This window comes from Hymenobacter bucti (genome assembly GCF_042681145.1).
Classification (GTDB): Bacteria; Bacteroidota; Bacteroidia; order Cytophagales; family Hymenobacteraceae; genus Hymenobacter; species Hymenobacter bucti.
This window is the reverse complement of record NZ_JBHUFD010000003.1, coordinates 686,522-712,071: the sequence shown is the minus strand read 5'-3', so window position 1 is coordinate 712,071 and position 25,550 is coordinate 686,522. Positions and strand designations below refer to the sequence as shown.

Here is a 25,550-nt window from a genome sequence, read left to right as displayed (position 1 = left end):
CTTTGCGGTCCTGTACCTCCGCTGGGACTACTAAAACTGTTATTCCGAAGCGCCCCCTCCTACTCCTAACTCATCACTCTTAACTCTTAACTCCTATAATGCTTGCTCTTCCCGTGCTCGTGCGCGGCATCAATAACCTCTCCGACGCCCGCTATTGTGCAGGCATGGGCGCCCAGGGCCTCATTTTTACGCTCGATGCCAGCCTGCCGGGCGCCGTCGATGCCGCCACGGCCCGCGAGCTGGCCGGCTGGGTGGCGGGCGTCGACCTCATCGGCGAATTTGGCCACGTGGCCGGGGCCGAAATCAACCGCCTGGTTGAAGAATGCGGCCTGACGGGCGTGCTGCTGCGCCTCGACCCCGCCCGCCAAGCCTGGCCCCAGGGGCTGGCCGTGCCCGCCCTCATCGAGGTGCCGGCCAGCCTGCTCATCAACCAGGAGCACTACGCCGCGGCCATTGCCGACCTCACGGCGGCGCTGCCCGTTGGGTTCGCCTTCTTCACCACCGCGCCCCAGCCCTACCCGGCCGACTACGCCTACTGGCACCAGTTGGCCCGGCAGGCCCCGCTGTGGCTGGCCGGCCCCCCCGACCCCACCCAGGCCGCCGAAACGGCCCAGTACGTGCACCCGGCCGGCCTCATTCTGGAAGGCGGCGACGAGATAAAGCCCGGCCTACGCGACTTCACGGAGCTTGAAGCCGTGTTTGAAGCCCTGGAAGAGGCCTAAGTAGCGCAGCGGCGCGCCCTATCTAGGCCATGACGGCTACCGCGCCCAGCAGCCACTGCCCGAGCTGCTGGTCGCCCGCCAGCTCGGCAGCAGGTAGGGCGTCCGCGAGGCTGATGTTCTTCGAAAACAGGCGCCAGGCCACCGGCCCGGCTACCTTCACATGCGCCCGAACCGGGGCATCGCTGGCTTCGGCAGCCGCTTCCGGGTTGATAACCCAGCCCGTGGGCGCGCGGTGCAGCACCCAGCTGCCCCCACCAGGGCCCGTGACCTCAAAGCGCACCCGCTCGCCGGGCGCCGCGACCACGTGGTGCAGCCGGTGGGGCAAGGCCCGCACGCTGGTAGCCAGGTAGGGCCTGTACAGCGCCGGCTCGTAGAGCGCGGCCTCCTGCCCCACCGCGTGCCGAATCTGTTGCTGGTGGTGCCACTTCTCGGTGTAGTCGCGGGCGATGTGAAACCAGTTGGCCGACTCTGTCTCGCCCGCCCAGCCCACGGCAAACGTCGCCGGGGCCTGCGGGTCGAGCGTGGCCAGGTACTCGTGGTAAGGGGGCCCGGTGTGGGCCAGCAAATCGATAATAACGGCCGGACTCAGGCGCTGGGTAGCGGCCACCCAGCTCTGGTTGAGCTGGTTGAGGTAAGTCACCACGTCTGCCGGGGCCGCGCTGGCCGGGCCGGGGTCCGCGAAATGCCCGTCGCGCAGCATCGACACGCTGCGCAAATTACCGTCGAGCAGGTGCAGGGCTACGTCGCGCACGCGCCAATGGCCGGCCACGGTGGGCAGGTCCCAGTCGGCCGGGCGCAGGCCCCGCAGCAATTTCAGCAAGAGGCGGTCCAGCTCCGGCAAAAGCGGCAGCGTATCAATAATAACAGGCTCCATATGGGGCCCTAAGATAGAAGCAGCGGCTTAGCCGAGCCGGAACCGCACGTACTTAATGGGCACGCCCACGGCGCGGTATTTGCCCTCAAAGTGCGTTTGGATGGCTTGGGCGGCGGCAAAAGCCGGGTCGGTTTCGGCGTAGAGGTCGCGGGTGGCTACCTCTACGGTGGCGCCGGGGCGCCCGGCCAGCACCTCCAGGGTGTAGTCGTACAGGCCCTCGCTGTCGGTTTTGAGCTGGGCCACGCCGCCGGGCGCCAGCAGCGTCTGGTACATGTTCAGGAAGCGCGGCGCGGTGAGGCGGCGCTTGATGTCGCGGTCGCGGGGCCGCGGGTCGGGGAAGGTAATCCAGATTTCACTGAGCTCGCCGGGGGCAAAATGCTCGGTGAGCTGGTGGGCCATCAGGCGCAGAAACCCCACATTATTCAGCCCTAGGGCCTCGGCACGGGTGCTGCCCCGCCAAATGCGCTCGCCCTTGATGTCGAGGCCCAGGAAGTTTTGCTCGGGGTGCAGCTGGGCCAGGCCCACGGTGTACTCGCCCTTGCCGCAGCCCACTTCGAGCACCAGCGGCTGGGTATTGTGAAAAAAATCGGCCGCCCAGTTGCCCGATAAGCGGCCAAATATTTCCTTACCCGGCTCGATGATGTCGGGGCGGTTGGCGTTTTCAGCAAAGCGCTGGAGTTTAATACGGGGCACGGTGGGCGAAAATGGCGGCGAAAAAATGACTACAAAACTACGCTTCGTGCCGCGTTGCCCGCCTACTTAGACCTAGGCGTAGAGCTCGGCTACTTCGGCCACCACGAAGGTGCTGCCCCCGATAAAGACCACATCGGCGGGCCCGGCGGCGGCACGGGCGGCGGCCACGGCCGCGGGCACCGGGCCGTAAACCTGGCCCGTGAGCCCGGCCGCCTGGGCCAGGGCCGCCAACTCGGTGGCGGGCAGGGCCCGCGGAATATCAGCCTGACAGAAGTAATACGTGGCCTCGCGGGGCAGCAGCGCCAGCACCTTAGTCACGTCCTTGTCATTGACGGTGCCGATAACCAGGTGCAAATGCTCGTGCGGCACGCGGGCCAGCTGCGCCAGCACCAGGCGCAGCCCGGCCTCGTTGTGGCCGGTGTCGGCCACTACCAGCGGGCGCTGCCCCAGAATACTCCAGCGGCCGCGCAGGCCAGTGAGGCGCGTTACATCACGCAGGCCCTGGCGCAGGGCAGCTTCCGAAATCGCGAAGCCCTGCGCCCGCAGCTCGTCCAGCGCGGCCAGCACGCCGGGCAGGTTCAGGCGCTGGTAGTCGCCGAGCAGGCCCAGCGCCACGTTTTCTAGGTACAGCTGCCCTTCGCGGTACACGTGCAGCAGCTGCACGCCCTTGGCGTAATCGTCGGCAGTAGTTTCGGCGGCGGGGCGTGCTTCGTAGCGGGTATCAGCAAAAAGCAGCGGGCTACCCTCCTGCCCAGCTTTAGCCTCAAAAACCGCGGACACCTCGGGCTGCGTCTGGCTCACCACCACCGGGCGGCCGGGCTTAATGATGCCAGCCTTTTCGCCCGCTATCTCGGGCAGTGTGTTGCCCAGCATGGCCTGGTGGTCGTAGCTGATGTTGGTGATAAGCGACACCAATGGCGTGATGATGTTAGTCGAGTCGAGCCGGCCCCCCAGGCCCACTTCCACAACGGCCACATCGACCTGCTCGGCGGCGAAGTAATCGAAGGCCAGCGCCACGCACATCTCAAAGAACGAGGGCTCAATTTCCGCGAACAAGTGGCGGTGGTTTTCGACCCAGCTCACCAGGTAGTCCGGGGCCAGCTCCTGCCCATTCACCCGAATGCGCTCGGTAAACTCGCGCAGGTGCGGCGAGGTGTACAAGCCCACTTTGTAGCCAGCGCTTTGGAGCACCGCCGCCAGCAGGTGCGACGACGAGCCCTTACCATTGGTGCCCGCCACGTGCACGCTCCGGAACTTAGTTTCGGGGTGCCCTAGGGCCGCTGCCAGGGCTTCCGTGTTGCCCAAGCCCTTCTTGAAGCCTGCTGCCCCTACCCGCTGATACATGGGTAGTTGTGCGTAAAGCCAGGCCAGCGTTTCCTGATAAGTCATTTTTAATTATCAATAGGCAATGAGCAATGAGCAGTTAAAAAGAAGATGCTCTTCCCAACTGCTCATTGCTCATTGATAATTGTTCATTCCTGCAAACTACCGCACCGAAAAACGGAAGGTGTAGAAGCCCGTGGCACCGCTAACACCGGCATTAGTTTTCACAAAATTGGCGTCGAGCAGCTTATCGCGGCAGAGCTTTTCCTGGGCCGGCGATACGTTGCCCGACACCTTGGTAACGGCTTCTACCTCGCCATCACTACTGATTTTAATCTTGAAGCGGATAACGCCGGGGTTGTCGTCCACGGCTTCTACTACGGGCGTATTATCAAAGCGCCAGCCGCTCATTTCGAGGCCCCCCCCGCCGCCACTGCCGGGGCGCGAGCCGCTGCCCCCGCTGCCGGGCGCCCCGTAGAGCGCCTTGGCGTCGAGCGAGCCGTTCCGGTCGCCCTGGTCGCCCACGGTGCCGGGGCGGTCGCCATTGCTGTTGCCGGTGGGCGCACTACTGGAGCCCGCCACGCCGTTGCCGCCGGCCGCACCGCTGGCGCTGCCCCTAGGTGTGTATAGGGCGCGCGGCTGCTCGCGAGGCTTGGGCGGCGCGGGTGTTTCGCGCACGGGCTCGGCGGGCCGCACCGGCTTCACAGTGGGTTTCTCAACGGGCGGGACGGCCACCTCGGCGTCCTCGGCCTCGCTGGTAATTACTTTTTCCTGCGTTTCGGGCTGGGGTGCGGGGGTGGCTTCCACGCGCGGCTGGGCTGGCTGCGGCGTGGGGTCGGGTTGAGCGGCCGCGGGGCGTGAGTCCTCGCGGTTGGGTGAGGCGTTGGCGGTAGCCATGGTCTGTACGTCGCCCGAGCCGGCCTCGTCGAGGCCGTAGTTCAACTCTACCCCATCGCCACCTAGGGCAGTCAGAGGCGGGTTGGGGCCGCTAAACTTCAGGAAGAAGCACACGAGCGCCAGCAGCAGCACGATGGCCGCCGTGATACCCAGGGCTTCGCGCCGGTGCTCTTCGGGATAATCGAGGGCCATTCTTAAAATTATGAATTATGAATTAAAAATTATGAATTAAAAGCTGGTTTTCCCTCGTGCCGCACTGGTCAAACTGGGTAGCCAATTTCTAATTTTTAATTCATAATTTTTAATTTAACCTATTTCCCAGCGGCCTGCTGCGACTGCGTGGCCATGACCATCTTCATCTTCAAACGGTTGCCGATTTCGAGCACGTCTACCAGCTTCTGTACGTTCAGGCCGGCATCGACGCGCAACACTACCGTGGGCTGGGCCTCGGCGGGCGCGTTGGCCGGGATGAGGACGCGCAACTCGGGCTCGAGCGTAGCGGCGGTGGCGGGCTTTTTATTGACGAAATACTCGCCGGCCGCGTTGATGCTCACCGTGATGGGCTGCTTCATTACCTGCTTGCTGCTTTTAGCATTGGGTAGCAGCAGCTTGATAACGTTGGGGTTCACCATCGTGGACACAATCAGAAAGAACAACATCAAGAAGAACATGATGTCGTTCATCGAGCTGGTCTCGACGTGGGAAGAAGCGTGGCGGCGGCGGGAGAGATTCACTGCGGTTGAATTAAAAATTAAAAATTATGAATTAAAAAATTGACTCTCTATGAAGCTTTTAAACAGCTATTTTAGAAGTCAATTTTTAATTTTTAATTCATAATTTTTTAATTATCCTGAAGGATGTCCATAAACTCGATGGCCGAGTTTTCCATCCGAAATACCATGCGCTCGACCAGGATGCTGAGCCAGTGGTAGCCGATGTGAGCGATGATACCCACGACAAGGCCCGCCGCCGAGGTCACCATCTTGGTGTAGAGGCCGCCCGCAATCTGGGTGATGCCGAACTCGCCGCTGCTGGAGATGGCGTAGAAAATCTTAATAACGCCGATAATCGTGCCCACAAAGCCCAGCATGGGCGCAATGCCGGCGATGATACCTAGGATGCTGATGTTCTTTTCGAGGCGGGCAATTTCGATTTTTCCAACGTTCTCAACGCTGGCTTCAATCTCGGTGATGGGCAGGCCAATGCGGCGCAACCCCTTCTCCACCATGCGGGCCAGCGGCGACGGGTTTTGGGCGCAGTAGAGCTTGGCGCCGGGCAGGTCGCCCTTCACCATGAGCGAGCGAATACCGGTCATGAACGACTCGGGATTGCCGCCCGCGCTGCGGATGGTGAGGTAACGCTCGGCGATGATGTAAATCGAAACGACGAGCAGCGCGAAGATGGGCAGCATTATCCAGCCCCCCTTCAAAATTAGGTCGACGAGCGAGAGGCCGGGGGTGGCGTTAGCTATGGCATTAGCGTGGGCGGCGGCCGTGTCGGTGGCGACGGTAGTGAGGGCGGGGCCGGCTTGCAGCAGAAAAACGGACATTCAGCGGGAGAAGAAGTAGGCAATTAGCTACTAGCGGCAGGCGGCTACTAGCTTCGGAAGCGTTTATAATAACCTAGGTCACAGCGCGTAACCACTAGCGGCTTGCAGTACTTAGTAAGCTATCACCGACAGCCCTTTGTCGAGGTGCGGATTCTGGCGCAGGCGGGCGGCGGCGGCGAGCGCCGTGGGGCGGTCGGCAAAATCGGCGGCCGTGAGGCGGTAGTAGCGCGTGCCGGGATACGGGGCGATAATCTTGGCTGGGCGGCCGGCGTGGGCCAGGTTGCGGCGGCCTTCCTCGGCGCGATTCCACGAGGAGTACGCAGCCACCATGACGTAGAAACGACCCGTATGCGCTTTAATTGTGGTAGCGGAGGCGGCGGCGGTGGCCGCTTTGGCCGGGCTGGCAACCGTGACAGTTGCCTTGGGGGCGGCCGGGGCTACGGTCACCGCTTTGCTGTCCTTAATGCTAACCACGGGCTTCGCCACTGGCTTAGCGGCAGTTACTACCTTGGGCGCGGCGGCCACTGGAGCGGGCGCGGGCGGTGCCGAAGCCACCGGGACCGACACGGGCACGGTCTTGAGCACCACCGTGGGCATTTCTACTTTTTCCTCTTTCGCCTCGCTGGCGGTTTCCTCAGCAGCGGCGGCCGGTGTATTTAGGGTAGCGAGCGGGGCGGTAGCCAGCGTAGCCTGCTGCGGCACGGGCGCCGTGCGGGCCTGCTCCCAACGGGGCAGGTAGCCCTGCCAGGCCACGGGCACCGCAGCCGGGTGCAAGGACAGCAGGTAGATGGCCCCGGCCACCACCCCGGCAGCCAGCCCAATGGCGCCGCCGCGAACCAGGCGGCCCAGGGGCACGCGGTTGTTGCGGGTGGCGGCCGAGCGAAGGCGCGGCACCAGCTGCGCCTGCTGCTCGCGGGCCAGGCGGGCGTCAATCACGGCGATGGGGTGCGCCGTGAGCTCGGGCAGGCCGTAGGCGGCGGCAAACAGGTTTTCGGTGCCGGTGTATTCAAACTGCAAGCCGCGGCCGGCCAACTGCCGGAATATCCCGACGCCGGGCAGCTCGAGGCGCTGCTGGGCTTGCAGCTCCTGGTGCAGCGTGGCCACGGCTTGGCGCAACTGCTCGCGGGCCTCGGCGGCCGACAAACCCAGGTGCTGGCGCAGGGCGTCGAGCAGCAGGCCGTCGTTGCGGGTTAGGGACTGGTTGAAGGCGACGTGGCGGGTGGGTGGGCTCAGCAAGTGCCGGCCGGCGAGTTGCACGCGGGCTGGCGCATACTCGGCCACGAGGCCCCCAAAATCCGGAATTATCACGCAATCGTGCTCGCGGAGTAGTGGGCGCAGGTGGTCGGAAAGATTCATAAGAGTAGGTTTGGCAGGCGGTAGTTTCAGGCTTTAAACTAGCTGACAGTCCGTTGTCTTAACAACTGACAATCAACTACTAAAAACTGATTTAGAACGAGTAAGCGGCGCCGCCAATCACGTTGATACCCTGGCTTTGGTAGTTCAGGTAGCGCTGGTAATGGCGGTTGGTGAGGTTATTCCCCATTGCAAAGATGCTGAATTTTGGGGTAATACGGTAGTCAGCGCGCAGGCTGAGGTCTACGACGGCGTCGGTTTTGCGGCTGACCACCTCCCGCACGGGGAAGCCATTTGCTAGGTTGGTGCGGTAGCCCACGCCGTAGTTACCGGCGTAATAGTAGAGGTTGGCGCCCAGCAGCAGCTTATCAGTGGCGTTGTAGGTGCCGTAGAGCGTGCCGATAAACGACGGCCGGCCGTAGGCCTGGTCGAGGTTCTTCACGCCGTAGTGGTTGAAGTCGGCCTTGAGGCCCACCCGCACTTTTTCGGCGGCGCTGTAGAGCACCTCGGCGTGAACGTTAGTCACGCCGATGCTTTCCTGGTCATACACCAAGTCAAACTTGGTGGTATCGGTTAGCGAGTTGCGGTAGAAGTACAGGTTGCGCGAGCGACTGAAGGTAGCGCGGGCCGCCACTTCGAGCCCGCTGGCCGGGGCCGCCGTGAAGCCGCCATACACTGACACGCCCTGGTGGGCGTCGGCCACGGTTTGGCTGGCGCCGCGGGCCAGCCAGGGGTTTTCCTGGGTGAGGTCGTAGCGCGTCACGCGCTGCAAGGCGCCGCCCAGGCCGCCGTAAATCTGGAGTTTTTCCGGCACCAGGGCGTAGCCGATGCGCAGGGCCGGGTACACGGCGGTCTTGCTCACGCCGTTGGGCTGGTCGGTATTGCCGCCGGGCACCGTACCGGGCTCGCTCGAATAACCTAAGGTGGCCCCTAGGGTCAGCGAAACGCCGGTTTTGCCGGTCAGCTCATAGGCGGGCGTCACCTGCACAAAGTTGCGGGCGCGACTAAAGTTGCTGGTGCCCGGCTGCGGCGTCGTCACGGCCAGGTCCTCCTTCTCCGTGATGAACGACGCCTCGCCCTGCAAGGTCAGCTTGCTGGTTTCACTGAGCGCGTAGCCGAGCTTGCCATCGAGGAAGAAATTGCCTTCCGACGACGTGTAGGCGTCTTTCCAATACTTATAACCCAGGCCGAGCTCGTACTGAATGGCGGCATCGGGGGCGCGGTTGCGGGCGTAGCCGCGGGCGCCGAAGCGGTTGAAGGTTTGCTCGATGCTACCCTTGTCGGGCGTGGCCGCTAGTTTACTGGCGTCGTAGCCATAGAAATGATAACGCTCGCGGCCGTAGTCCAAACTAGCACCTAAAGCGGCGCTGCCCTGGTAGACCTCACCAGTGAGGGCGGCGCTGCTCTGACTGGTGGCCGAGTTGCTGCCATCGACGGGGCCGTTGGCCGAGCCTTGGTGGCGCAGGTCGAGGCCGTAGCTATACTTTTCGTTGCGAGTCGAGTGCAGGTGGGCGCGGCCGTACACGGTGCCGTAGTTGCCGATGCCCAGCTTGAGGTAGTTGCCGGTGAGCAGGCTCGGCGCCTCGGGGGCGATGGGCAGCACCGGAATGGCGGTGTTGAGCCGGGTGGCGGGCAGCCGGAAATCAGGATACGTGTAGGTGACCGTGCGGGTGGGTTTGGGCGGCGGCGCCAGCCGGATTTTCTCGAAGTTGCGGGTGGCCTCGGGCAGGGTGTTCACCCGGTCCTTCACAATCTCAATCTCGGCATCCTGAATGGTGCCCCGGGCCCGGCCACGGGCGGGCTGGGCTTGCGCCTGGGCGCCTAGGGCCGCGGCGCCGCTCAGGCCAGCCACCAACAATAGCGGCCGCACCGACCTTCTAGTAAAGCTTGATTTACTCACTTCTAAACGCTTCATTATTATATTTTTACGCATCGGAGCTACTAATCAAGTTAGGGCCGGGTGCTGGGCTTGACCGGCGTGGTTGCGGGCGGGCGGACCGGCGTTTTGGGCGCGGCCGGCGTGGTGGCCCTAGGGGACGCCGGGGCCGTTTTAGCCGGAGCAGCGGCCTTAGCGGGCGTGGTTTTGGCGGGTGTCGTGGGAGCCGATGCCGGCGCGGGCGTCGCGGTGTCGTCGCTGGCGGGCAGGGCGGTGAGGCGCTGGCGGGCGCCGGCTACGATGTCGGCCACCGGGAATTTATTGTCGATAATCGAGTTCAGGGTGGCCCGCGCCTGGTAGGTATCGCCCTGGGCGGTGTACACATCGGCGAGCAGCAAAAAGGCGCGGCCCTGCCACAGCTCGTAGGCGCTGTAGTTGGCATTCACCTTAAAGGCTTCTTTGATGGCCTCGTCGTATTGCTGCTGTTTAAAACGCACTTCGGCCAGCGTGTACTGCGCTTCGGCGCCGGTCACATCGCTGGGTGCGGCCGCGACGGTGGCAGCCAATTCGGTGGCGGCCTGGTCGAGGTTACCCAGCTGGTAGTCGGATTTGCCGAGGTAGAGCAGGGCGGTATTGGTGGCCGAGGCGGTGGCGCCGGCCAGCGTGCTGAGCTCGGTGGCGGTGCGGCGGGCACCGGCAAAGTCGCCGCTATCGTAGTAGCTGCGCAGCAGCCCTAGGGTGGCGGTGGCCACTTCGCGGCGGTTCGAGGAGGCGGTGCGCAGGCGACCGTAGTAGATGATGGCCTCGGGGTAGTTCTTGTTTTCTAGCTCCAAGTCAGCTACGCGACCCACAGCGCGGTTCACAAACTCGCTCTTATTCTCGGTCGCCACGGCGCGCAGCAACGGCAGCGCGGCGGCTTTGTCACCGGTTTTCAGGTACGAGTCGGCCAAGAAGAAGCGGGCATCGGGCGCTAGGGCATTGTCGGGGTACTGCTTGAGGTAGGCTTGTAGGCGCGGCAAAGCCAACTGGTATTTTTCGGCCAAGTACAGCGATTTGGCGGCTTCAAACTCGACGCTTTCGGTGGCCTTGCTATCGGGGTTCTGGGTCTTAAAATTGGCCAGGGCCTGGTCTACCTCCTCAGTGCGACCTAGGGCGGTCAGGCTTTCCTGCAAGCCGTAGAGCGCAGGCTGGGCGGCCGAGCTGCGCGGATAGTCAGCCAGCACCTTGCGGAAGTCCGCCACGGCTTTTTCGTGCTGCTCTAGGTTGGCGTAGGCTACGCCGCGGCGCTGGTAGGCATCGGGCAACAGGCTCGACGTGGGCCGGTTCTGAATGAGGCGCGAGAAGCCTTCGGAGGCCGGGGCGTAGTCGCCGGCCTGAAAGTCGAGCTGCGCCTGCTGAAACACGGCCTGCTCGGCGTAGCGCGAGTTGGGATTGGCCTTGAGCAACGTCGAGAGCGTTTGGGCGGCCTCGTCTTTGCGGCCGAGCAAGCCCAGGGTCACGCCCTTCTGGTAGTAGGCGTAGTCCTTGTCGGGCGCGTTGGCCTGAATGACTTTGTCGTACTGCGCCAGCGCCGTTTGGTAGTCCTTGGCCACGTAGTAGGTATCGCCCAGGCGCAGGGTGGTATCGTAGTAGTTGGGGTCGGCGGGCTTGGCGGCGGGGTCGGCCAGGTAGGCCTTGAACTGCGGCTGGGCCTTGTCGTACTGCTTGGTGTTATAATAGGCGTAGCCGAGGCCGTAGCGGGCCAGCTGCACGTACTGCGTTTCATCAGCGTCCACGCCGCCCTCGCGGGCCGAGCGAGCGGCCGCGGCGTAGGCCGTGATGGCCTCGGGGTACTGCTGACCCACGGAATAGATTTCGCCACGCAGCACCTGGGCGGCGGCGCGCAGGGCATCATCCTGCGGGTATTGCAAGGACTTATCGAGCAGCGGCAGCGCCTCGGCGTATTTACCATCGTTATACAGCGTGGCGGCGCGGGCATAGGCAATGCGCTGGTAGGTGCCATTGAGGGTCGTGCCGCGGTCCGGCACGCCGTCTAGGTAGGTCAGGGCTTGCTGGTAGTCGGTCGAGGCCAGGAAGCTGTCGCTGAGTAGCTGGTCCACTAGGGGCTGGCTTTTCGAGCGCGGATACTTCTGGCGGAAGTCCTTGAGCGCCGCAATCACCTCGGGCTGGTTGCCGAGCTCGTACTGCACCTGGGCGTAGCGCAGGGTGGCGTTTTCGGCCACGTCTTTTTGCAGGGTGCTCTGGCGGGCCGCGTCGAGGGCGGTGAGGGCGGCGGTTTTCTGGCCGGCTTGCAGGTAGCTCAGGCCGAGGTGGTAGGCGGCATTTTGACCCAACGAATCGCGGCGGGCGGCCACGGGCTTTAGGTTAGTAATGGCGTTTTTGTAATCGCCCTGTTTGTAGTTAGCGAAGCCGATTTTGTATTGCAGGCTGGGGTCGATTTTGCCCTGGCGGGCGCCGGCGTACTGGCTGAAATACGTATTGGCCTGCTTGTAATCCTGCTTTTGATAGTAGGCATCGCCCACCAGCAGGCTCACCTCGTCGGCGCTCTGGGGCGGCGGGGTTTGCTGCAAGGCGCGGCCGGCGTAGGTTATCAGGCCGTCGTAGTCGCCCTCCTTGTAGTAAATCTGGGTGATGAGCACCGGCACGGCGCTGCGGTACGGGTCGGTGTCGGCGGCGGCCAGCAGGTCTTGGCGGGCGGCGGGGTACTCGCCGGCCTGGTAGGCCAGGTAGCCGGCGTAGTAGGCGCTGGCGGCGCGGTACGGGCCGGGCTGCTTCTTATTACGGTCGAAGAGCAGGCGCGCCTGGTCGTATTCCTTGAACTCGTAGTGGCTGTAGGCCAGCTTAAAGTCGGACTCGGCGCGCTGGTCGGCGCTGAGGTTGGCGGGCGCCACTTTCAGGAAGTAGGCGCGGGCCTGGCCGTAGTTTTTTTGGTCGAAGTAAAACTTGGCCAGCTCGAAGTAGGCCACCGCCGCCCGCGGGTGCGTGGGGTGCTGCTGGGCAAAGGCCAGGATGAGACCCTCGGCATCGGGGTGCAGCAGGTAGAGGCCGCTCACGGCGTAGTAGTACTCGGCATCGGCGAGGCGCTCGAGGCGGCCGCTCACGTCGGCCGGGCCGCTCTGCTCATTCACGCGTTGGGGGGCCTGGCGCAGGTAGAGCTGAAAGGCCTGCTGGGCCGCGCCGTACTGCTGGCGGTCAAACAGGTCGAGGCCTTCCTGAAAATACCGCTCGGTGGCGGCGAACGTCTGGGTTTGCTGGGCGTGGGCGGTGGGAGAAGCCAGCGCGAGCGGCGCCGCTAGGCTGGCCGCCAGCGCGAGCCGGGGAAGTTGCTTCATGAAAGTAGCGCAGCGTGAACGAAGAACGCGGCCCCAACCGGGCTGCCGGGCCGCATAAGTGGTCAAAAGTAGCGAGAAAATGCGGGGCGGCCGAACGCGGCCGCTCCCACCCCAACGCCACCGCCCGGCCACTTGGTATTTGGGGGCCGGCTGAACCGGGCGTGGGCCGGGCAGCTTTTTAAGCTGGCGGCCGTACAAGCTAGCATTTCATTATTTCTTCATTTAATCCTGCTGCTCATGGGTATTCTCTTCTTATCGGCCCAGCCTGGGTCACCGGCGCTGGCGCGCCGGGCGCGCCGCACGGCCTTAGCGCTAAGCGTGCTGGGCCTGCTGGCCAGCTGCGACAAAAACAGCGAGCCCATCGAGGCCTCCCTACCCGCCAAAATAACGGTGCCCCAACGGGCGCTCTCGCCCGAGGGCATTCAGTACGACGAAGCCAATCAGCGCTTTATCGTGAGCTCGCGCACCCAAGGGCGCATTGGCACCGTGCGCGACGATAGCACCTACACCCAGCTCGCCGACGACCCTCGGCTGGTTTCGACCATCGGTCTCAACCTCGATGTCACGCGCCAGCGCCTGCTGGCCGCCGTGTCGGATGCGGGCGCCAACACCACCCGCTCGACGGCCACCACGCTGCGCAAGTTGGCCGCCCTGGCCAGCTTTAATCCCAGCACCGGCGCGCTGCTCAGCTACGTCGACCTAGGGGCGCTGCGGCCCAACCTGCCCCACTTCGCCAACGACATTGCCGTGGACGGCCAGGGCAATGCCTACATCACCGATAGCCTGTCGCCCATCATTTACAAGGTCGATGCGCAGGGCGTGGCCACGGTTTTTCTAGAAAACGCGCAGCTGAGCGGCGGCACGGGCTTCGGCCTCAATGGCCTAGTCTACCACCCCGATGGCTACCTGCTGGTGGCTAAGTCTAACGACGGCACGCTCTATAAAGTACCGCTCGCCAACCCCACGGGCTTCACCGCCGTGGCCAGCACCCAGAGCCTGGTGGGGGCCGATGGGCTACTGCTACTCGACAACACCACGCTGCTCGTGGTAGCGGGCAGCCAAAGCACCGTCTTCCGCATGGCCAGCAGCGATGCCTGGGCCACCACCCGCCCCACCGGCAGCTTTGCCACGGGAGCCGTGAGCCCCACCACCATCACTCGCCGCGCGAGCAGCGTGCCCTACGTGCTGTACCCATATATGGCCACGTCGCCGCGGTTCGCCATTACCAGGGTAAGCTTCTAGAACCAGCCGAGCGGCGTGCTAAACACAGTTGTCCTTGCGAGCGCAGCGAAGCAATCGCACCCGAACGGTGGCGCTCAACAGATGCGATTGCTTCGCTGCGCTCGCAAGGACAACTGTGTTTAGCACACCCTAACAGCTCCTAAATCCTAAACAATAAGGCCCGCAAGTAGTACCCCTAGGGTGCTACCTGCGGGCCTACTTAGTGCACGGGCAACTCATCGCCACCGCCCGCGCCCTAACCTGCGGATTGCTCTGACGCCATTGGCACTTACTTCTACTCCTCGCCCATTGTCCAGCTCGCCCGTCATCCGCGTGTCGCACCTCACCAAGCGCTTTGGCGCGCAGGTGGTGGTCGATGACCTCAGCTTTGAAGTAGCGCAGGGCGAAACGCTGGTGCTGCTCGGCCCCAGCGGCTGCGGCAAAACCACGCTGCTCAAAACCCTGAACCGCCTCATCGAGCCCGACGGCGGCACCATCGAGCTCAACGGCCGCGACGTGCGCCAGCAAAAGCCGGAGGAATTGCGGCGCGGCATCGGCTACGTCATTCAGCAGGTGGGGCTGCTGCCGCACCTCACCGTGGCTCAAAACGTGGGCGTGGTGCCCGGCCTCCTAGGTCGGCCCAAAGCCGAAACGGCTGCCCGCACCACCGAGCTACTCAATCGCCTACACCTGCCGGCCGAGCACTTTGGCCCCATGCTGCCGGCCCAGCTCTCGGGCGGGCAGCAGCAGCGCGTGGGCCTGGCCCGCGCCCTGGCCGCCGACCCGCCCGTGATTTTGCTCGATGAGCCCTTCGGCGCGCTCGACCCCATCACCCGCGCCGCCGTGCGCCGCGACTTCCGGGAGCTCGACGAGCTGCGCCGCAAAACGGTAGTGCTCGTGACCCACGACGTAACCGAAGCCTTCGAGCTGGCCGACCGCATCATGCTGCTCAATAATGGCAAGATTCAGCAGCTAGGGCCGCCGCGCGAGCTGCTACTGCACCCCGCCAGCGACTTCGTGCGCAGCTTCTTCCAGGCCGAGCAACTGGCCTTGCAGCTGCGCAGCATCACGCTGGCCGAGGTGCTGCCCTTTTTGCCCCAGTCCGGCCAGCCCGCGGCCCCGGACGACGCACCTACTCTGCCGCCCACCGCCAGCGTGCACGAGGCTCTAGGGCAGCTGGATACCCAGGCGGCCCCCGCGTTTCGGCTGGCCGACCAGCCGCAGGCCATCACGCGGGGCCAGCTGCTGGCCGCCTTTGGCCAAGTCCTGGGGTAAGAAATTGATTTATAATCATTTGAATTGGAAGAACTGCTCGTCATGCAGAGCGCAGCGAAGCATCTCGCGTGATACAGTAATCAATACGCAGGATTTTACTACACCACGCGAGATGCTTCGCTGCGCTCTGCATGACAAGCGTTTTTTGATTCTTGATTCGGAACCTAGGGTAAATCTATTCAGCTTCCGCGGCCTCTCCGCGTTCTCTTCCGCGCTTTCCGCGGTAAAAACCTCACCATGCATTTCCTCTCCGACCTCTTCACATTCTGGCACGAGCAGGCCGGCAAGCTGGGCTTGCAAACGCTCCAGCATGTGCGGCTCACGGCGGCGGCGCTGGTACTCGGGGTGGCCGTGGGCGGCCCCCTCGGGCTGTGGCTGACGCGGCAGCCGCGCTGGCAACCTGCGGTGCTGGGCGTGGCAGGCGTACTCCAAACCGTGCCGAGCATCGCACTGCTGGGCTTCCTGATTCCGTTTATGGGCATTGGGGCGCGGCCAGCCATCGTGGCGCTGCTGCTGTATTCGCTGCTGCCCATTATTCGCAATACGGTGGCCGGCATCCAGGGCGTGCCGCCGGCCGTGGTGGAGGCGGCGCGCGGGCTGGGCTTCACCGATGGGCAGATTTTCCGGCAGGTCGAGTTGCCGCTGGCCCTGCCCGTGATTATGGCGGGCATCCGCACGGCCACGGTCATTAATGTGGGCGTGGCCACGCTGGCGGCTTACGTGGCGGCGGGCGGGCTAGGCGAATTCATCTTCGAGGGCATTTCGCTCAACAACCCCGTGATGATACTGGCGGGCGCCCTGCCCTCGGCCGCCCTGGCGCTGGCCTTCGATGCAAGCCTAGGCGCGCTCGAAAAGCTCTCGGTGCAGCGCCTGCGGGCGGTGGGCCTGGGGCTGCTGGTGGCCCTGCCGCTGCTGGCGGCCGGCTACTGGGGGCCGCAGCTGCTGGGCGCGCGCAGTGGCCGGCCCGCGCTGCAAGCCGCCTTCAGCCCCGAGTTTATCGGGCGGGCCGACTGCCTACCGGGCCTCAGCCGCACCTACGGCCTGGCCCGGTTGCCCCACGGCGTGCTAGCTCCCGCCCTGGTCTACGAAGCCCTGCGCGACGGCCGCGTTGATGTCATCGACGGCTACTCCACCGACGGGCGCATCCGGGCCTACGGCCTGCAAGTGCTGCGCGACGACCGCCACGCCCTGCCGCCCTACTACTGCGCGCCCGTGCTGCGGCCCGCGCTGCTGCGTGCCCACCCCGAGCTGGGCCCCGTGCTCGACCAGCTCAGCGGGCAGCTCTCCGATTCGGCCATGACCAACCTCAACTACCAAGTCGATTATTTGCACCGCGACCCCAAGGCCGTGGCCCTAGGGTGGCTGCGGCGCCGCGGCCTGCTCAAAGCGCCGCGCCCGCTGCCGCCCGGCGCGCCGGAGGTGCGCCTGGGCTCCAAGATTTTTGCCGAGCAATATATTCTGGTCGAAATGTACGCCGCCCTAATCCGCGGCAATACCGACCTGGCCGTGGCTACCAAAACCGGCCTGGGAGGCACCACCATCTGCTTCGAAGCCCTGCGCGGCGGCCAGATTGATATGTACCCCGAGTACACCGGCACCGGCCTGCAAGTGCTCTTGCAGCCCTCGGCCGCGGTGCTCGACTCGCTGGGCGGGCGCCCCGAGGCCGTATTTCAGTACGTGCAGGCCGAGTTTCGGCGGCGCTACGGGCTGGCGTGGCGGGCGCCGCTGGGCTTCAACAATGCCTACTGCCTGCTTATGCGGCGGCAGCAGGCCGAGCAACTAGGCATAGCCAACATCTCAAACCTGGGTAAGTACTTGAGCAAGTAGCGGCTGCCCGGCAAGCAGTGCTGCTTCCAGCCAGCGCCCGCGGCCAGATAGTTTAAACCCTGTTCTACATATGTTTAATCATACCATAACAGGCCGATAATGTGCTGGCCGCATTGGTCCGATAGCTTTGTCTGCTAGTATGGCCTTCCCGATTAGCTCTTCCGACAAGCAGTATTTGGCGGCCCTAGCCCTGGGCAATGAGGCGGCTTTTGAAGCGCTCTTTACCCGCTACTACGCCGGCTTGCAGCGCTACGCCGCTACCCTGCTGCGCTACCCAACCGATGCCGCCGAAGACGTAGTAGCCGAGGTTTTTGGCACCCTCTGGACCAATCGCGCGCAGCTCGCCGTGGTGGGCTCGTTAGCCGCCTACCTCTACACGGCGGTCAAGCACCGCGCCTTTGACCGCCTGCGCGAGCAGCGCCGCACCCCGCTCGACGCCACCGACGAGCTGCCCCAAACCCAGCCCGAAGCCGAGCACTTGCAGCCCGACCAGCTGCTGGCCTTCCAGGAGCTGAGCGAGCAGGTCGGCCACCTCATCGGGCAGCTGCCCGAGCGCACGCGCCAGGTTTTTCAGCTGCACCGCGATGGTGGCCTGACCTACGAGGAGATGGCCGGGCTGCTGGGCATTTCCATCAATTCGGTGAAAACGCACATGTTCCGGGCGCTGCGCTTTTTGAAAAGCACGCTGTATGCTTCGGGCGTGCAGTAGTTTTTAGCTCGCCGGGCATGGGACCTCACCCCCGGCGAGCAGTGTATTACGCTCAGATTACGGCTGTTATCCTTACGTTAAGAGTGGTTTTTGGTGTCACGAGGTCGGCGGGCAGCGGCGTCATAACCACAGCGCCGGCAATCAGAGCCGGCCGCTGGCCCCTTGCAACAAGAAGAAGTCTACCTGCTCATCGCCCGCTACCTCGCCCGCCAAACCTCGTCGGACGAGAACGAGCGCCTGGCCACCTGGGTGGCCCAGTCGCCCGAAAACGAGCGCACCTTTGAGCAGCTGAAAACCGTGTGGCAAGCCAGCCAGACGCCCGCCGCCCCTGCCGAAACTTCGGCGGCCCTAGGTCGGCTGAAAGCCCGGCTGGCGCAGCCTACCCTAGCGGCTGAGTTAGCCGCCGCACCTGCACCAACTGCACCGCCCGTGCGCCGCTGGCGGCTACGGCTAGCGCGGCCCGCCCAGCTGGCGGTGCTAGTAGTATTTATAATGAGCGTTCTAGGCGGCGTGTATTTCTACGGCCGGCCAGTTCCGGCCGTGGCTTACCGGGTGTACCGCACGCCGGCCGGCCAGCCGCAGCGCCTGCGCCTGGCCGATGGCTCGGTGGTGACGCTAGCTCCGCAGAGCGAGCTGCGCTACCCGGCGCAGTTTGGCGCGGGCTCGCGGGAGGTGTATTTGGAGGGGGAGGCGTTTTTTGAAGTGAGCAAGGACCCTAGGCGGCCGTTTCGGGTGCATAGTGGGGCGTGGGTGACGCAGGTGCTCGGCACCAAATTTAATGTGAGCGCCGTGCCGGGGGCCAGTCAGCTGGCGGTGTCGCTGGTCGAGGGGAAGGTGCAGGTGACGGATAAACAAGATAAATACCTGCTGACGCCGGGCCAGCAGCTGCGGGCCGAGCGCGCCACGGGGCGTATTTATCGGCAGGCGTTCGACCGGCAGCAGGTACTGGCCTGGCGCAACAACCAGCTGATTTTCAAAAACGAGAAGCTGGCCGATGCGGCCAACCAGCTCGAGCGCCGCTACGGCGTGAAGCTGGTCTTCGCTGATTCGGCCACGGCCGAGGTGCGCCTGTGGGCCACCTTCGACAACGAGCCCCTGCCCCGCGTGCTCGATGCGCTGCGGCTGGCCGGGGGCCTTAGCTACCACCGCGAAGGACAGGTGATATACCTGCGACGAGAACCCGCTGAGGCGGAAAATAACTAGTGCTTTTTAGTACCTAACCAGCTCACCAGCAAAACCATGAAACAACCGATATCCTCCCGCCAAAAGCGGGCCTGGCGCAGTGCGCTCGCCGGCCTGGGGCTGCTGACGCTGAGCCCCGCGCCGGCCGCTCTGGCCGCCCGCGGGCCACTGATGCGGCAAGAACCCGCCGTGGTGCCCTGCGCCCTCACGGTGCGGCAGCAGCCGCTGGCCGAGGTGCTGGCCAGCATCGAGCAGCAAACCGGATACCGGTTTTTGTACGTAGACCAGGCCGCTCGCCTGAGCCGCCGCATCACGGTGGAAGCGCCGCACAGCAACCTCAAAACCGTGCTGTCGCTGGTGGCCGCGCAGGCCGGCGTGCAGTTTACGGTGCAGGACAAGCGCATCGTGGTGAAGGCCATGGAGCGCAGCACGGCCGCCACCAGCGCCGCCGACCCGGTGCTGGTGCAGGGCCACGTGACGGATGCCAAGGGCGAGGCGTTGCCCGGCGTGTCCATCCGGGTGAAGGACGCTACGGCGGGCACCATCACCGGCAACGACGGCAGCTACCAGCTGACCGTGCCGGCGGGCAGCATGCTGACGTTCAGCTTTATCGGCTACCTGCCGCAGCAGCTGACGGTGGGCGAAAACACCGCCTACGACCTCGTGCTGCGCGAAGACGCTAACAGCATTGACGAGGTGGTGGTAACGGCCCTAGGTATCCCTAGGGACGAGAAAGCCCTGGGCTACGCCAATACTACGGTGAGCAACGAGCAGCTCACCGAAGCCAAATCCAACAACTGGACCGACGCGCTGGCGGGCAAGGTGGCGGGCCTGAATTTGATAAAATCGGGCGGCGGGCCGGCCGGCTCCAACCGCATTATTCTGCGGGGCGAAAGCTCGCTAGCGGGCGACAACGACGCCCTCATCGTGGTGGATGGCGTGGTGCTGGGCGGCAGCAACCGCGCCACCGGCACCGGCAGCTCGGCGTATTTGCAGACCGAGTCGCCGGTCGATTTTGGCACCAGCCTCAACGACATTAACCCCGAGGACATCGAATCAGTGACGGTGCTGAAGGGGCCGGCGGCCACCGCCCTCTACGGCGCGCGCGGTGGCAACGGGGCCGTGATTGTGACCACCAAATCGGGCAAGTCACGCAAAAAAGGCATCGGCGTCACGTTCAATTCTAACTCGGCTTTTGAGTCGATTTCGCGCTGGCCCGACTACCAGTACGAGTACGGCCAGGGCACGGCGGGCGAGAATTACTACTCGTTTGGTAACACGGCCGACGGCTTGAGCACCCGCAGCACCAGCTCGGCCTGGGGGCCTAGGTTCAACGGGCAGTCTTTCTACCAGTACGACCCGGCCACCAATACCGGCGGCACCGAGCGCACGCCCTGGGTGGCGTACCCGGATAATCGCAAGGGCTTTTTCCAGACCGGCAGCACCTTTACCAACACCGTGGCGCTGGAGGGCGGCACCGACCGCACGGCCGTGCGTCTGTCGCTGACCAACTTGCAGAACCAGTGGATTATGCCCAATACGGGCTACGACCGCAATACCGTGGCGCTGTCGGCGAGCCAGAAAATCACCGACAACCTGCGGATTTCGACCAAGGTCAACTACACCAATCGCTACAGCGACAATCTGCCCTCGACGGGCTATAACAACCAGACTATCATGTACTGGGCCATCTTGCAGGTGCCCAATAACAACCTGGATTGGCTGAAGGACTACTGGCTGCCCGGCGCGCAAGGCATCACGCAGCGCTACCCGTTCAGCAGCCTGGTCGATAACCCCTATCTCATTGCCAATGAGATGCTCAATAAGGCCAACCGCCACCAGCTCACGGGCAACGTGCAGGTGAACTACGCCTTTGCCAAGGGCTTCAACCTGATGCTGCGCTCGACCCTGGACTACTCCTACGAGGCGCGCTCGCAACAGCGGCCCAAGGACACGGAGAAGTACAAGGAGGGCATGTACCGAACGCAAAACGTGTTCTCGCAGGAGATTAACAGCGACTTTTTGCTGCAATACGCCCATACCTTCAAGAAATTTGACGCCAGCCTGTCGGTGGGCGGCAGCCGCCTGAATAACCGCTACAACAAGGACGAGCTGCGGGCTGAGCGCCTGCTCTACCCCGGCGTGTTCACCTTCGCCAACAGCCGCGATTTGCCCATCGCGCTGCCCTACCGGGCCGAGTTTGCGCTCAATGGTTTGTACGCCCTAGGGTCGTTTTCTTATAATAAGCTGGTCTATCTCGACCTGACGGCCCGCAAGGACTGGAGCAGCACGCTGGCCAGCGCGAGCGGCATTACCAACATTCCGCTGTACCCGTCGGCCAGTTTGAGCACCATCGTGTCGGACATCGTGCCGCTGCCCGAAGTGGTGTCGTTTGCCAAGCTGCGGGCCTCGTGGGCGCGGGTGGGCAGCGGCGGCACCACGCCCTACCTCACGGCCTACACCTACGCCGTGGCCACGGGCTACCCCTCGGGCCTCACCAATCCCAGCTCCATCGCCAATGCCGGCATTCAGCCCCGCAGCACCGAGAGCGTGGAGCTGGGCGCCGACCTGCGCTTCGTGCGCAACCGCATCGGCCTCGACGTGACGGTGTACCGCAACAACACCTCGAACCAGATTCTGAGCGTGCCCGTGGACCGCGCCTCGGGCTACAACGCGGCCGTGCTCAACGCCGGCCTGGTCCGCAACGAGGGCCTCGAAATTCAGCTAAATGCCCGCCTGCTCGAAAACGCCCGCGGCCTGGGCTGGCGCGTGTACGGCACCTATACCGCCAACCGCAACCAGGTAGTGGAGCTGGCCGACAGCGTACTCACCTACCAGCTCCAGCGCGGCCCCGGTGGCCGGGGCTCGGTGGAGGCGCGGCCCGGCGGCAGCATGGGCGCCATCTACGGCCGCGGCTACGAGCGCGCCCCCGATGGCCAGATTATCTACGCCAACGGCCTGCCGCTGCTCACCGATGCGGTGCAGTACCTAGGCAGTGCGCTGCCCAAGCGGAAGGCCAGCGCGGGCACCGAGTTCACGTACCGGCAGTTCCGGCTGAATGTGTTGTTCGACAGCCAGTTTGGGGCCAAAGCGTACTCGATGACCAACGCCGTATTGGCCGAGGGCGGCAAGACTAAAATCACGCTGCCCGGCCGCTACAACGGCATCATCGGGGAGGGCGTGATTCGCAACTCCGACGGCACCTTCCGGCCCAACGACGTGGTGGCCGAAAACCTGCCCAACTACTACACCGCCCACTACGGCCGCGACAACGTGGAGGGCAACCTCTTCAGCACCGATTTCATCAAGCTGCGCGAAATGCGCCTCGACTACAGCCTGCCGCCCTCGCTGCTGAGCAAGCTGCACCTCACGCAGGCCTCCATTGGCTTGTACGGGCGCGACCTATTCATCCTCACCAACTGGCCAGCGTTTGACCCGGAGTTTGGAACGCTGAATGACGGGACGATTGACCTAGGGTTTGAGCTGGGGCAGTTTCCGAGCACCCGCACGATGGGGATTAACCTGACGGTGGGGATATAGCCTGGCTATTTGCTCAACTTCAAAGCGTCTGTCATGCAGCGCACAGCGAAGCATCTCGCGTGCTGCACTAACCTCAAAACGTCAGGATTTACTGCGCCACGCGAGATGCTTCGCTGCGCGCTGCATGACCGATTTTCATACGCTGATTTTAATATGAAAAAGCTAAAACTACTCGCCTCCCTCCTCCTCGCCGCCACCACCCTAGGCGGCATCTCATCCTGCACCAAGGGCTTCGAGGAGTTGAATATCAACCCCAACCAGAACCCCAACGTCATCCCGGAAACGCTGCTGGCGCCGGCCCTCACCGACCTGGTGAAGCGCAACATGGACCGCGCTTTTCGCATCACCAATGAGCTGATGCAGGTGCACGTGTCGCGGGTCGATAACGACGAGTTTCACCGCTACATCATCCGCTCGGCCGAAGCCGACTACATGTGGAACGGCTGGTACACCCAGCTCACCGACTTTCGGGATATGTACAACAGCGCGGTGGCGGTGAAGAGCAACACCTTCATGGCCATCGCCCGCATCTGCGAGGTCTGGACGTTTTCGCTGCTCACCGACACCTTCGGCGACGTGCCGTACTCAGAGGCCCTGCAAGGCCGGTCGGGCAATTTGCAGCCCAAATTCGACCGCCAGGAGGACATCTACCGCGACCTGTTTGTGAAGCTGGAAGAAGCCAACGACCTGCTGAAAACCAACGTGAACCTAGGCGTGGACCAGGCCCAGCTCGACCCGCTTTTTCAGGGTAACGCATTGAAGTGGCGCAAGTTTGGCAACTCGCTCTACCTGCGGCTGCTCATGCGGGTGTCCAATCGCACCAACCTTATCGCGCCGGGCGGCCTCAGCCCGCAGGCCAAGCTGCGCGACATGGTGAACACCCGCGCCAGCGACTACCCGCTCATCGCCAACAACGCGGAATCGGCCATCATGCGCTGGACCGGCACCGCGCCCTACCAGTCGCCGTTCCAGACCTACCGCACGGCCGATTTCACGTCGTTTAGCTCGATGGGCGAGTTCTTCATCAACAACCTGGTGAGCTGGAACGACCCGCGCCTGGCCAAGTGGGCCACGCTGGCGGGCGGCGTCTACAAGGGCATTCCAAGCGGCTACGTGCCGGGCCAGATTCCGGCCGCCCAATCGACCTATCCTACGGCCCTCATGACCGAGCCGCTGCTCGGCAACATCCTCAACTATTCCGAGGTGCAGCTGCTGCTGGCCGAAGCCGCCCTACGCGGCTGGATAACTGGCGACGCCAAAACCTACTACGAAACCGGCGCCACCAACGGCATCACGCTCTGGGGCCTGGCCGTGCCCAGCGGCTTCCTCACCAACCCCGACGTGCAGTGGAGCGCCACCAGCCTCCCCGCCACCAAGCTCGACCAGATACACCTGCAGAAGTACTACGCGCTGTTTTTCACCGACTTCCAGCAGTGGTTTGAGTACCGCCGCACGGGCCACCCGGTGCTGCCCATTGGCCCCGGCGTGCGCAACAATCGCCAGATGCCGGCCCGCATCAACTACCCCGTCTACGTGCAGTCGCTCAACCAGGTGAACTACCAGGCCGCCGTGGCCGACCAGGGAGCGGATGATGTTAATACCAAGGTATGGTGGCAATTGTAGCTCATTTCTAACGCGGTATAGCGGTAGTTGGCGCCTGTCATGCAGTGCGCAGCGAAGCATCTCGCGTGCTGCACTAACCTTAAAACGTCAGGATTTACTGCGCCACGCGAGATGCTTCGCTGCGCGCTGCATGACAAGCGCGGTTTTTTACTACTTCAATTCCTTATGAAAAACCATTTTCTAGCTAGCCTGCTCATCTTTCTGGCCCTGGCTACCACCAGCTGCCTTAAGGACAACCCCAACTACGCGGCCGGTACGCCCAGCCCCAACGTGTCGCTCGACGAGCTGCGCCGCCTCTACCAGGGCAGCAATGTGGTGCTGGAGCCGGGCCAACTGTCGGGCGCGCACCAAGTGGTGGGCCTCGTCATTTCGGATGCGGCGGGCGGCAACGTGCCCGGCGGCCCCGGCACCATCGTGGTGCAAAACAAGCGGCGCGGCGTGGTGCGCGGCATCATCATCCCCATCAGCGGCGGTCCCGCGCCGGCGCTGGCCGTGGGCGACTCGGTAGTGGTTGACATCAAAGGCGCGACGCTGTCCAAAAGCGCCGGCGCGCTACGCCTCGAAGGCATCACCGCCGACCGCGTGCGCAAGGTGAGCAGCGGCAACGCCGTGCTGGCCCGTGACATCAATATCAGCACGCTGCTGGCCGATGTTAACGCCTACGACGGCACGCTGGTCCGCATCACGAGCGCCAGCATCACGCCGCTGCCGGTATCGGGCGCTACCTACGCGGGCAACAAAACCCTGGCCGACGGCAGCAACAACCGCCTCACGCTGCACACCGAAACTGCCGCCGCCTTCGCTACCCGGCGCCTGCCGGCCAGCGCCACGTTTGTGGGCGTCGCGGTGGGCGCGCTCGATGCCGCGCAAGCCGCCGCGCCGCAGCTGTGGCTGCGCACCGCCGGCGATGCCGTGGACCCTAGCGGCCCGATTTACCCCGGTTTCCCCGAGAGCTTCGAGGCGGTGCCGCAGACCACCAAAGACATGTATAATATGAATACCACGGCCGTGCCCGACAACACCGTGCAGTTTGGCACCGGCCGCTGGAAGCTGTTTCAGGCCATTTTGGGCAACACTGCGGGGCGCGACCGCTACACCGGTACTCAGGGCATTCGGCTGCAGCAGGGCCTCACGGTGCCGGCCGTGGTGGAAATGAGATTCGATGTACCCAACGGCGCTACCAAAGTCACGCTGCTCTACGGCGCCTACTACACCGACGCCGCCAGCTCCTGGAAGCTGGAGTATTCGCGGGACCAGGGCGCGACCTGGACGCAAACCGGCCCCGTCATTACCGACGCCGGCAACTGGCAGCGCTCCATCACTTTTCTCATGAACATCAGCGGACCGGTGCGCTTCCGCATCAACAAGCTGGGCCTAGGTGTCAGCAACCCGCCCGCCGTACTCAATGGCCGGCTGGGGCTCGATGACATTGCCATTTATGAGAATTAACGCCTTGTCATGCAGCGCGCAGCGAAGCATCTCGCTCGCTTCATTGCTAGCGTAAGAAATTACTGCACCACGCAGATGCTTCGCTGCGCTCTGCATGACAGACGT

18 protein-coding genes are annotated in these 25,550 nt (G+C 63.9%); 9 read left to right on the top strand and 9 right to left on the bottom strand.

From position 1 onward, the window contains the following. The first annotated feature begins 98 nt into the window (after nucleotides 1-98). Complete coding sequence (locus ACFSDX_RS10660; protein WP_382313365.1) at nucleotides 99-722, top strand: beta/alpha barrel domain-containing protein; 624 nt, start codon at nucleotides 99-101, stop codon at nucleotides 720-722. Nucleotides 723-744: 22 nt separating this feature from the next. On the opposite strand, the gene ACFSDX_RS10655 is transcribed toward ACFSDX_RS10660, so the two are convergent. The 9 genes from ACFSDX_RS10655 to ACFSDX_RS10615 all read right to left on the bottom strand — a co-directional run bounded on the left by ACFSDX_RS10655 (nucleotide 745) and on the right by ACFSDX_RS10615 (nucleotide 12,619). Continuing rightward, on the bottom strand, nucleotides 745-1,596 hold the full coding sequence (locus tag ACFSDX_RS10655) for a maleylpyruvate isomerase N-terminal domain-containing protein (RefSeq protein WP_382313364.1): 852 nt from the start codon (nucleotides 1,594-1,596) through the stop codon (nucleotides 745-747). A 27-nt stretch (nucleotides 1,597-1,623) separates the two neighbouring features. Next, nucleotides 1,624-2,289: a tRNA (guanosine(46)-N7)-methyltransferase TrmB gene (trmB, locus tag ACFSDX_RS10650; protein ID WP_382313363.1), complete on the bottom strand. Its 666-nt coding sequence runs from the start codon at nucleotides 2,287-2,289 to the stop codon at nucleotides 1,624-1,626. 72 nt (nucleotides 2,290-2,361) lie between these two features. Next, entirely contained in the window at nucleotides 2,362-3,678 is a 1,317-nt protein-coding gene (locus ACFSDX_RS10645; RefSeq protein ID WP_382313362.1) for a bifunctional folylpolyglutamate synthase/dihydrofolate synthase, read from the bottom strand. 96 nt (nucleotides 3,679-3,774) lie between these two features. Next, the gene (locus ACFSDX_RS10640) at nucleotides 3,775-4,701 is read right to left on the bottom strand and encodes a hypothetical protein (protein WP_382313361.1); all 927 of its coding nucleotides are present in this window, start codon (nucleotides 4,699-4,701) and stop codon (nucleotides 3,775-3,777) included. A gap of 119 nt (nucleotides 4,702-4,820) precedes the next feature. Continuing rightward, nucleotides 4,821-5,243 (bottom strand): ExbD/TolR family protein, encoded by a 423-nt coding sequence (locus ACFSDX_RS10635; protein WP_382313360.1) that lies wholly within the window; start codon nucleotides 5,241-5,243, stop codon nucleotides 4,821-4,823. Nucleotides 5,244-5,350: 107 nt separating this feature from the next. Then, nucleotides 5,351-6,058 (bottom strand): MotA/TolQ/ExbB proton channel family protein, encoded by a 708-nt coding sequence (locus tag ACFSDX_RS10630; RefSeq protein ID WP_382313359.1) that lies wholly within the window; start codon nucleotides 6,056-6,058, stop codon nucleotides 5,351-5,353. Between the two features lie 111 nt (nucleotides 6,059-6,169). After that, nucleotides 6,170-7,414, bottom strand: coding sequence for an HU domain-containing protein (locus ACFSDX_RS10625; protein ID WP_382313358.1), 1,245 nt, complete (start codon nucleotides 7,412-7,414; stop codon nucleotides 6,170-6,172). A gap of 91 nt (nucleotides 7,415-7,505) precedes the next feature. Further along, complete coding sequence (locus tag ACFSDX_RS10620; RefSeq protein ID WP_382313357.1) at nucleotides 7,506-9,281, bottom strand: TonB-dependent receptor; 1,776 nt, start codon at nucleotides 9,279-9,281, stop codon at nucleotides 7,506-7,508. Nucleotides 9,282-9,361: 80 nt separating this feature from the next. Continuing rightward, on the bottom strand, nucleotides 9,362-12,619 hold the full coding sequence (locus ACFSDX_RS10615; RefSeq protein WP_382313356.1) for a tetratricopeptide repeat protein: 3,258 nt from the start codon (nucleotides 12,617-12,619) through the stop codon (nucleotides 9,362-9,364). 237 nt (nucleotides 12,620-12,856) lie between these two features. Here ACFSDX_RS10615 and ACFSDX_RS10610 point away from each other — a divergent pair, with 237 nt between their 5' ends. The 8 genes from ACFSDX_RS10610 (at nucleotide 12,857) to ACFSDX_RS10575 (ending at nucleotide 25,445) form a co-directional block, all read left to right on the top strand. Continuing rightward, complete coding sequence (locus tag ACFSDX_RS10610) at nucleotides 12,857-13,861, top strand: gluconolaconase (protein WP_382313354.1); 1,005 nt, start codon at nucleotides 12,857-12,859, stop codon at nucleotides 13,859-13,861. Nucleotides 13,862-14,149: 288 nt separating this feature from the next. Further along, entirely contained in the window at nucleotides 14,150-15,115 is a 966-nt protein-coding gene (locus tag ACFSDX_RS10605; RefSeq protein WP_382313352.1) for an ABC transporter ATP-binding protein, read from the top strand. Nucleotides 15,116-15,352: 237 nt separating this feature from the next. Continuing rightward, the gene (locus ACFSDX_RS10600; RefSeq protein ID WP_382313350.1) at nucleotides 15,353-16,942 is read left to right on the top strand and encodes an ABC transporter permease/substrate-binding protein; all 1,590 of its coding nucleotides are present in this window, start codon (nucleotides 15,353-15,355) and stop codon (nucleotides 16,940-16,942) included. 139 nt (nucleotides 16,943-17,081) lie between these two features. Next, nucleotides 17,082-17,651 (top strand): RNA polymerase sigma factor, encoded by a 570-nt coding sequence (locus ACFSDX_RS10595; protein ID WP_382313349.1) that lies wholly within the window; start codon nucleotides 17,082-17,084, stop codon nucleotides 17,649-17,651. Nucleotides 17,652-17,813: 162 nt separating this feature from the next. Continuing rightward, on the top strand, nucleotides 17,814-18,854 hold the full coding sequence (locus tag ACFSDX_RS10590) for a FecR family protein (RefSeq protein WP_382313348.1): 1,041 nt from the start codon (nucleotides 17,814-17,816) through the stop codon (nucleotides 18,852-18,854). 36 nt (nucleotides 18,855-18,890) lie between these two features. After that, a complete protein-coding gene (locus tag ACFSDX_RS10585) occupies nucleotides 18,891-22,373 on the top strand; it encodes a SusC/RagA family TonB-linked outer membrane protein (RefSeq protein ID WP_382313347.1) in 3,483 nt (1,160 codons plus the stop codon). Between the two features lie 153 nt (nucleotides 22,374-22,526). After that, nucleotides 22,527-23,996, top strand: coding sequence for a SusD/RagB family nutrient-binding outer membrane lipoprotein (locus ACFSDX_RS10580; protein ID WP_382313346.1), 1,470 nt, complete (start codon nucleotides 22,527-22,529; stop codon nucleotides 23,994-23,996). A gap of 165 nt (nucleotides 23,997-24,161) precedes the next feature. Then, nucleotides 24,162-25,445, top strand: a complete 1,284-nt coding sequence (locus ACFSDX_RS10575) for a DUF5689 domain-containing protein (protein WP_382313345.1) — start codon at nucleotides 24,162-24,164, stop codon at nucleotides 25,443-25,445. Nucleotides 25,446-25,550: the final 105 nt, after the last annotated feature.

What these genes read in the sequence shown, in the direction of transcription:
- ACFSDX_RS10640 (WP_382313361.1), bottom strand. Translation starts at nt 4,701, where the DNA reads ATGGCCCTCGATTATCCCGAAGAGCACCGGCGCGAAGCCCTGGGTATC.
- ACFSDX_RS10655 (WP_382313364.1), bottom strand. Translation starts at nt 1,596, where the DNA reads ATGGAGCCTGTTATTATTGATACGCTGCCGCTTTTGCCGGAGCTGGAC.
- ACFSDX_RS10580 (WP_382313346.1), top strand. Translation starts at nt 22,527, where the DNA reads ATGAAAAAGCTAAAACTACTCGCCTCCCTCCTCCTCGCCGCCACCACC.
- ACFSDX_RS10630 (WP_382313359.1), bottom strand. Translation starts at nt 6,058, where the DNA reads ATGTCCGTTTTTCTGCTGCAAGCCGGCCCCGCCCTCACTACCGTCGCC.
- ACFSDX_RS10575 (WP_382313345.1), top strand. Translation starts at nt 24,162, where the DNA reads ATGAAAAACCATTTTCTAGCTAGCCTGCTCATCTTTCTGGCCCTGGCT.
- ACFSDX_RS10595 (WP_382313349.1), top strand. Translation starts at nt 17,082, where the DNA reads ATGGCCTTCCCGATTAGCTCTTCCGACAAGCAGTATTTGGCGGCCCTA.
- ACFSDX_RS10660 (WP_382313365.1), top strand. Translation starts at nt 99, where the DNA reads ATGCTTGCTCTTCCCGTGCTCGTGCGCGGCATCAATAACCTCTCCGAC.
- ACFSDX_RS10585 (WP_382313347.1), top strand. Translation starts at nt 18,891, where the DNA reads ATGAAACAACCGATATCCTCCCGCCAAAAGCGGGCCTGGCGCAGTGCG.
- ACFSDX_RS10625 (WP_382313358.1), bottom strand. Translation starts at nt 7,414, where the DNA reads ATGAATCTTTCCGACCACCTGCGCCCACTACTCCGCGAGCACGATTGC.
- ACFSDX_RS10645 (WP_382313362.1), bottom strand. Translation starts at nt 3,678, where the DNA reads ATGACTTATCAGGAAACGCTGGCCTGGCTTTACGCACAACTACCCATG.
- ACFSDX_RS10610 (WP_382313354.1), top strand. Translation starts at nt 12,857, where the DNA reads ATGGGTATTCTCTTCTTATCGGCCCAGCCTGGGTCACCGGCGCTGGCG.
- ACFSDX_RS10615 (WP_382313356.1), bottom strand. Translation starts at nt 12,619, where the DNA reads ATGAAGCAACTTCCCCGGCTCGCGCTGGCGGCCAGCCTAGCGGCGCCG.
- ACFSDX_RS10600 (WP_382313350.1), top strand. Translation starts at nt 15,353, where the DNA reads ATGCATTTCCTCTCCGACCTCTTCACATTCTGGCACGAGCAGGCCGGC.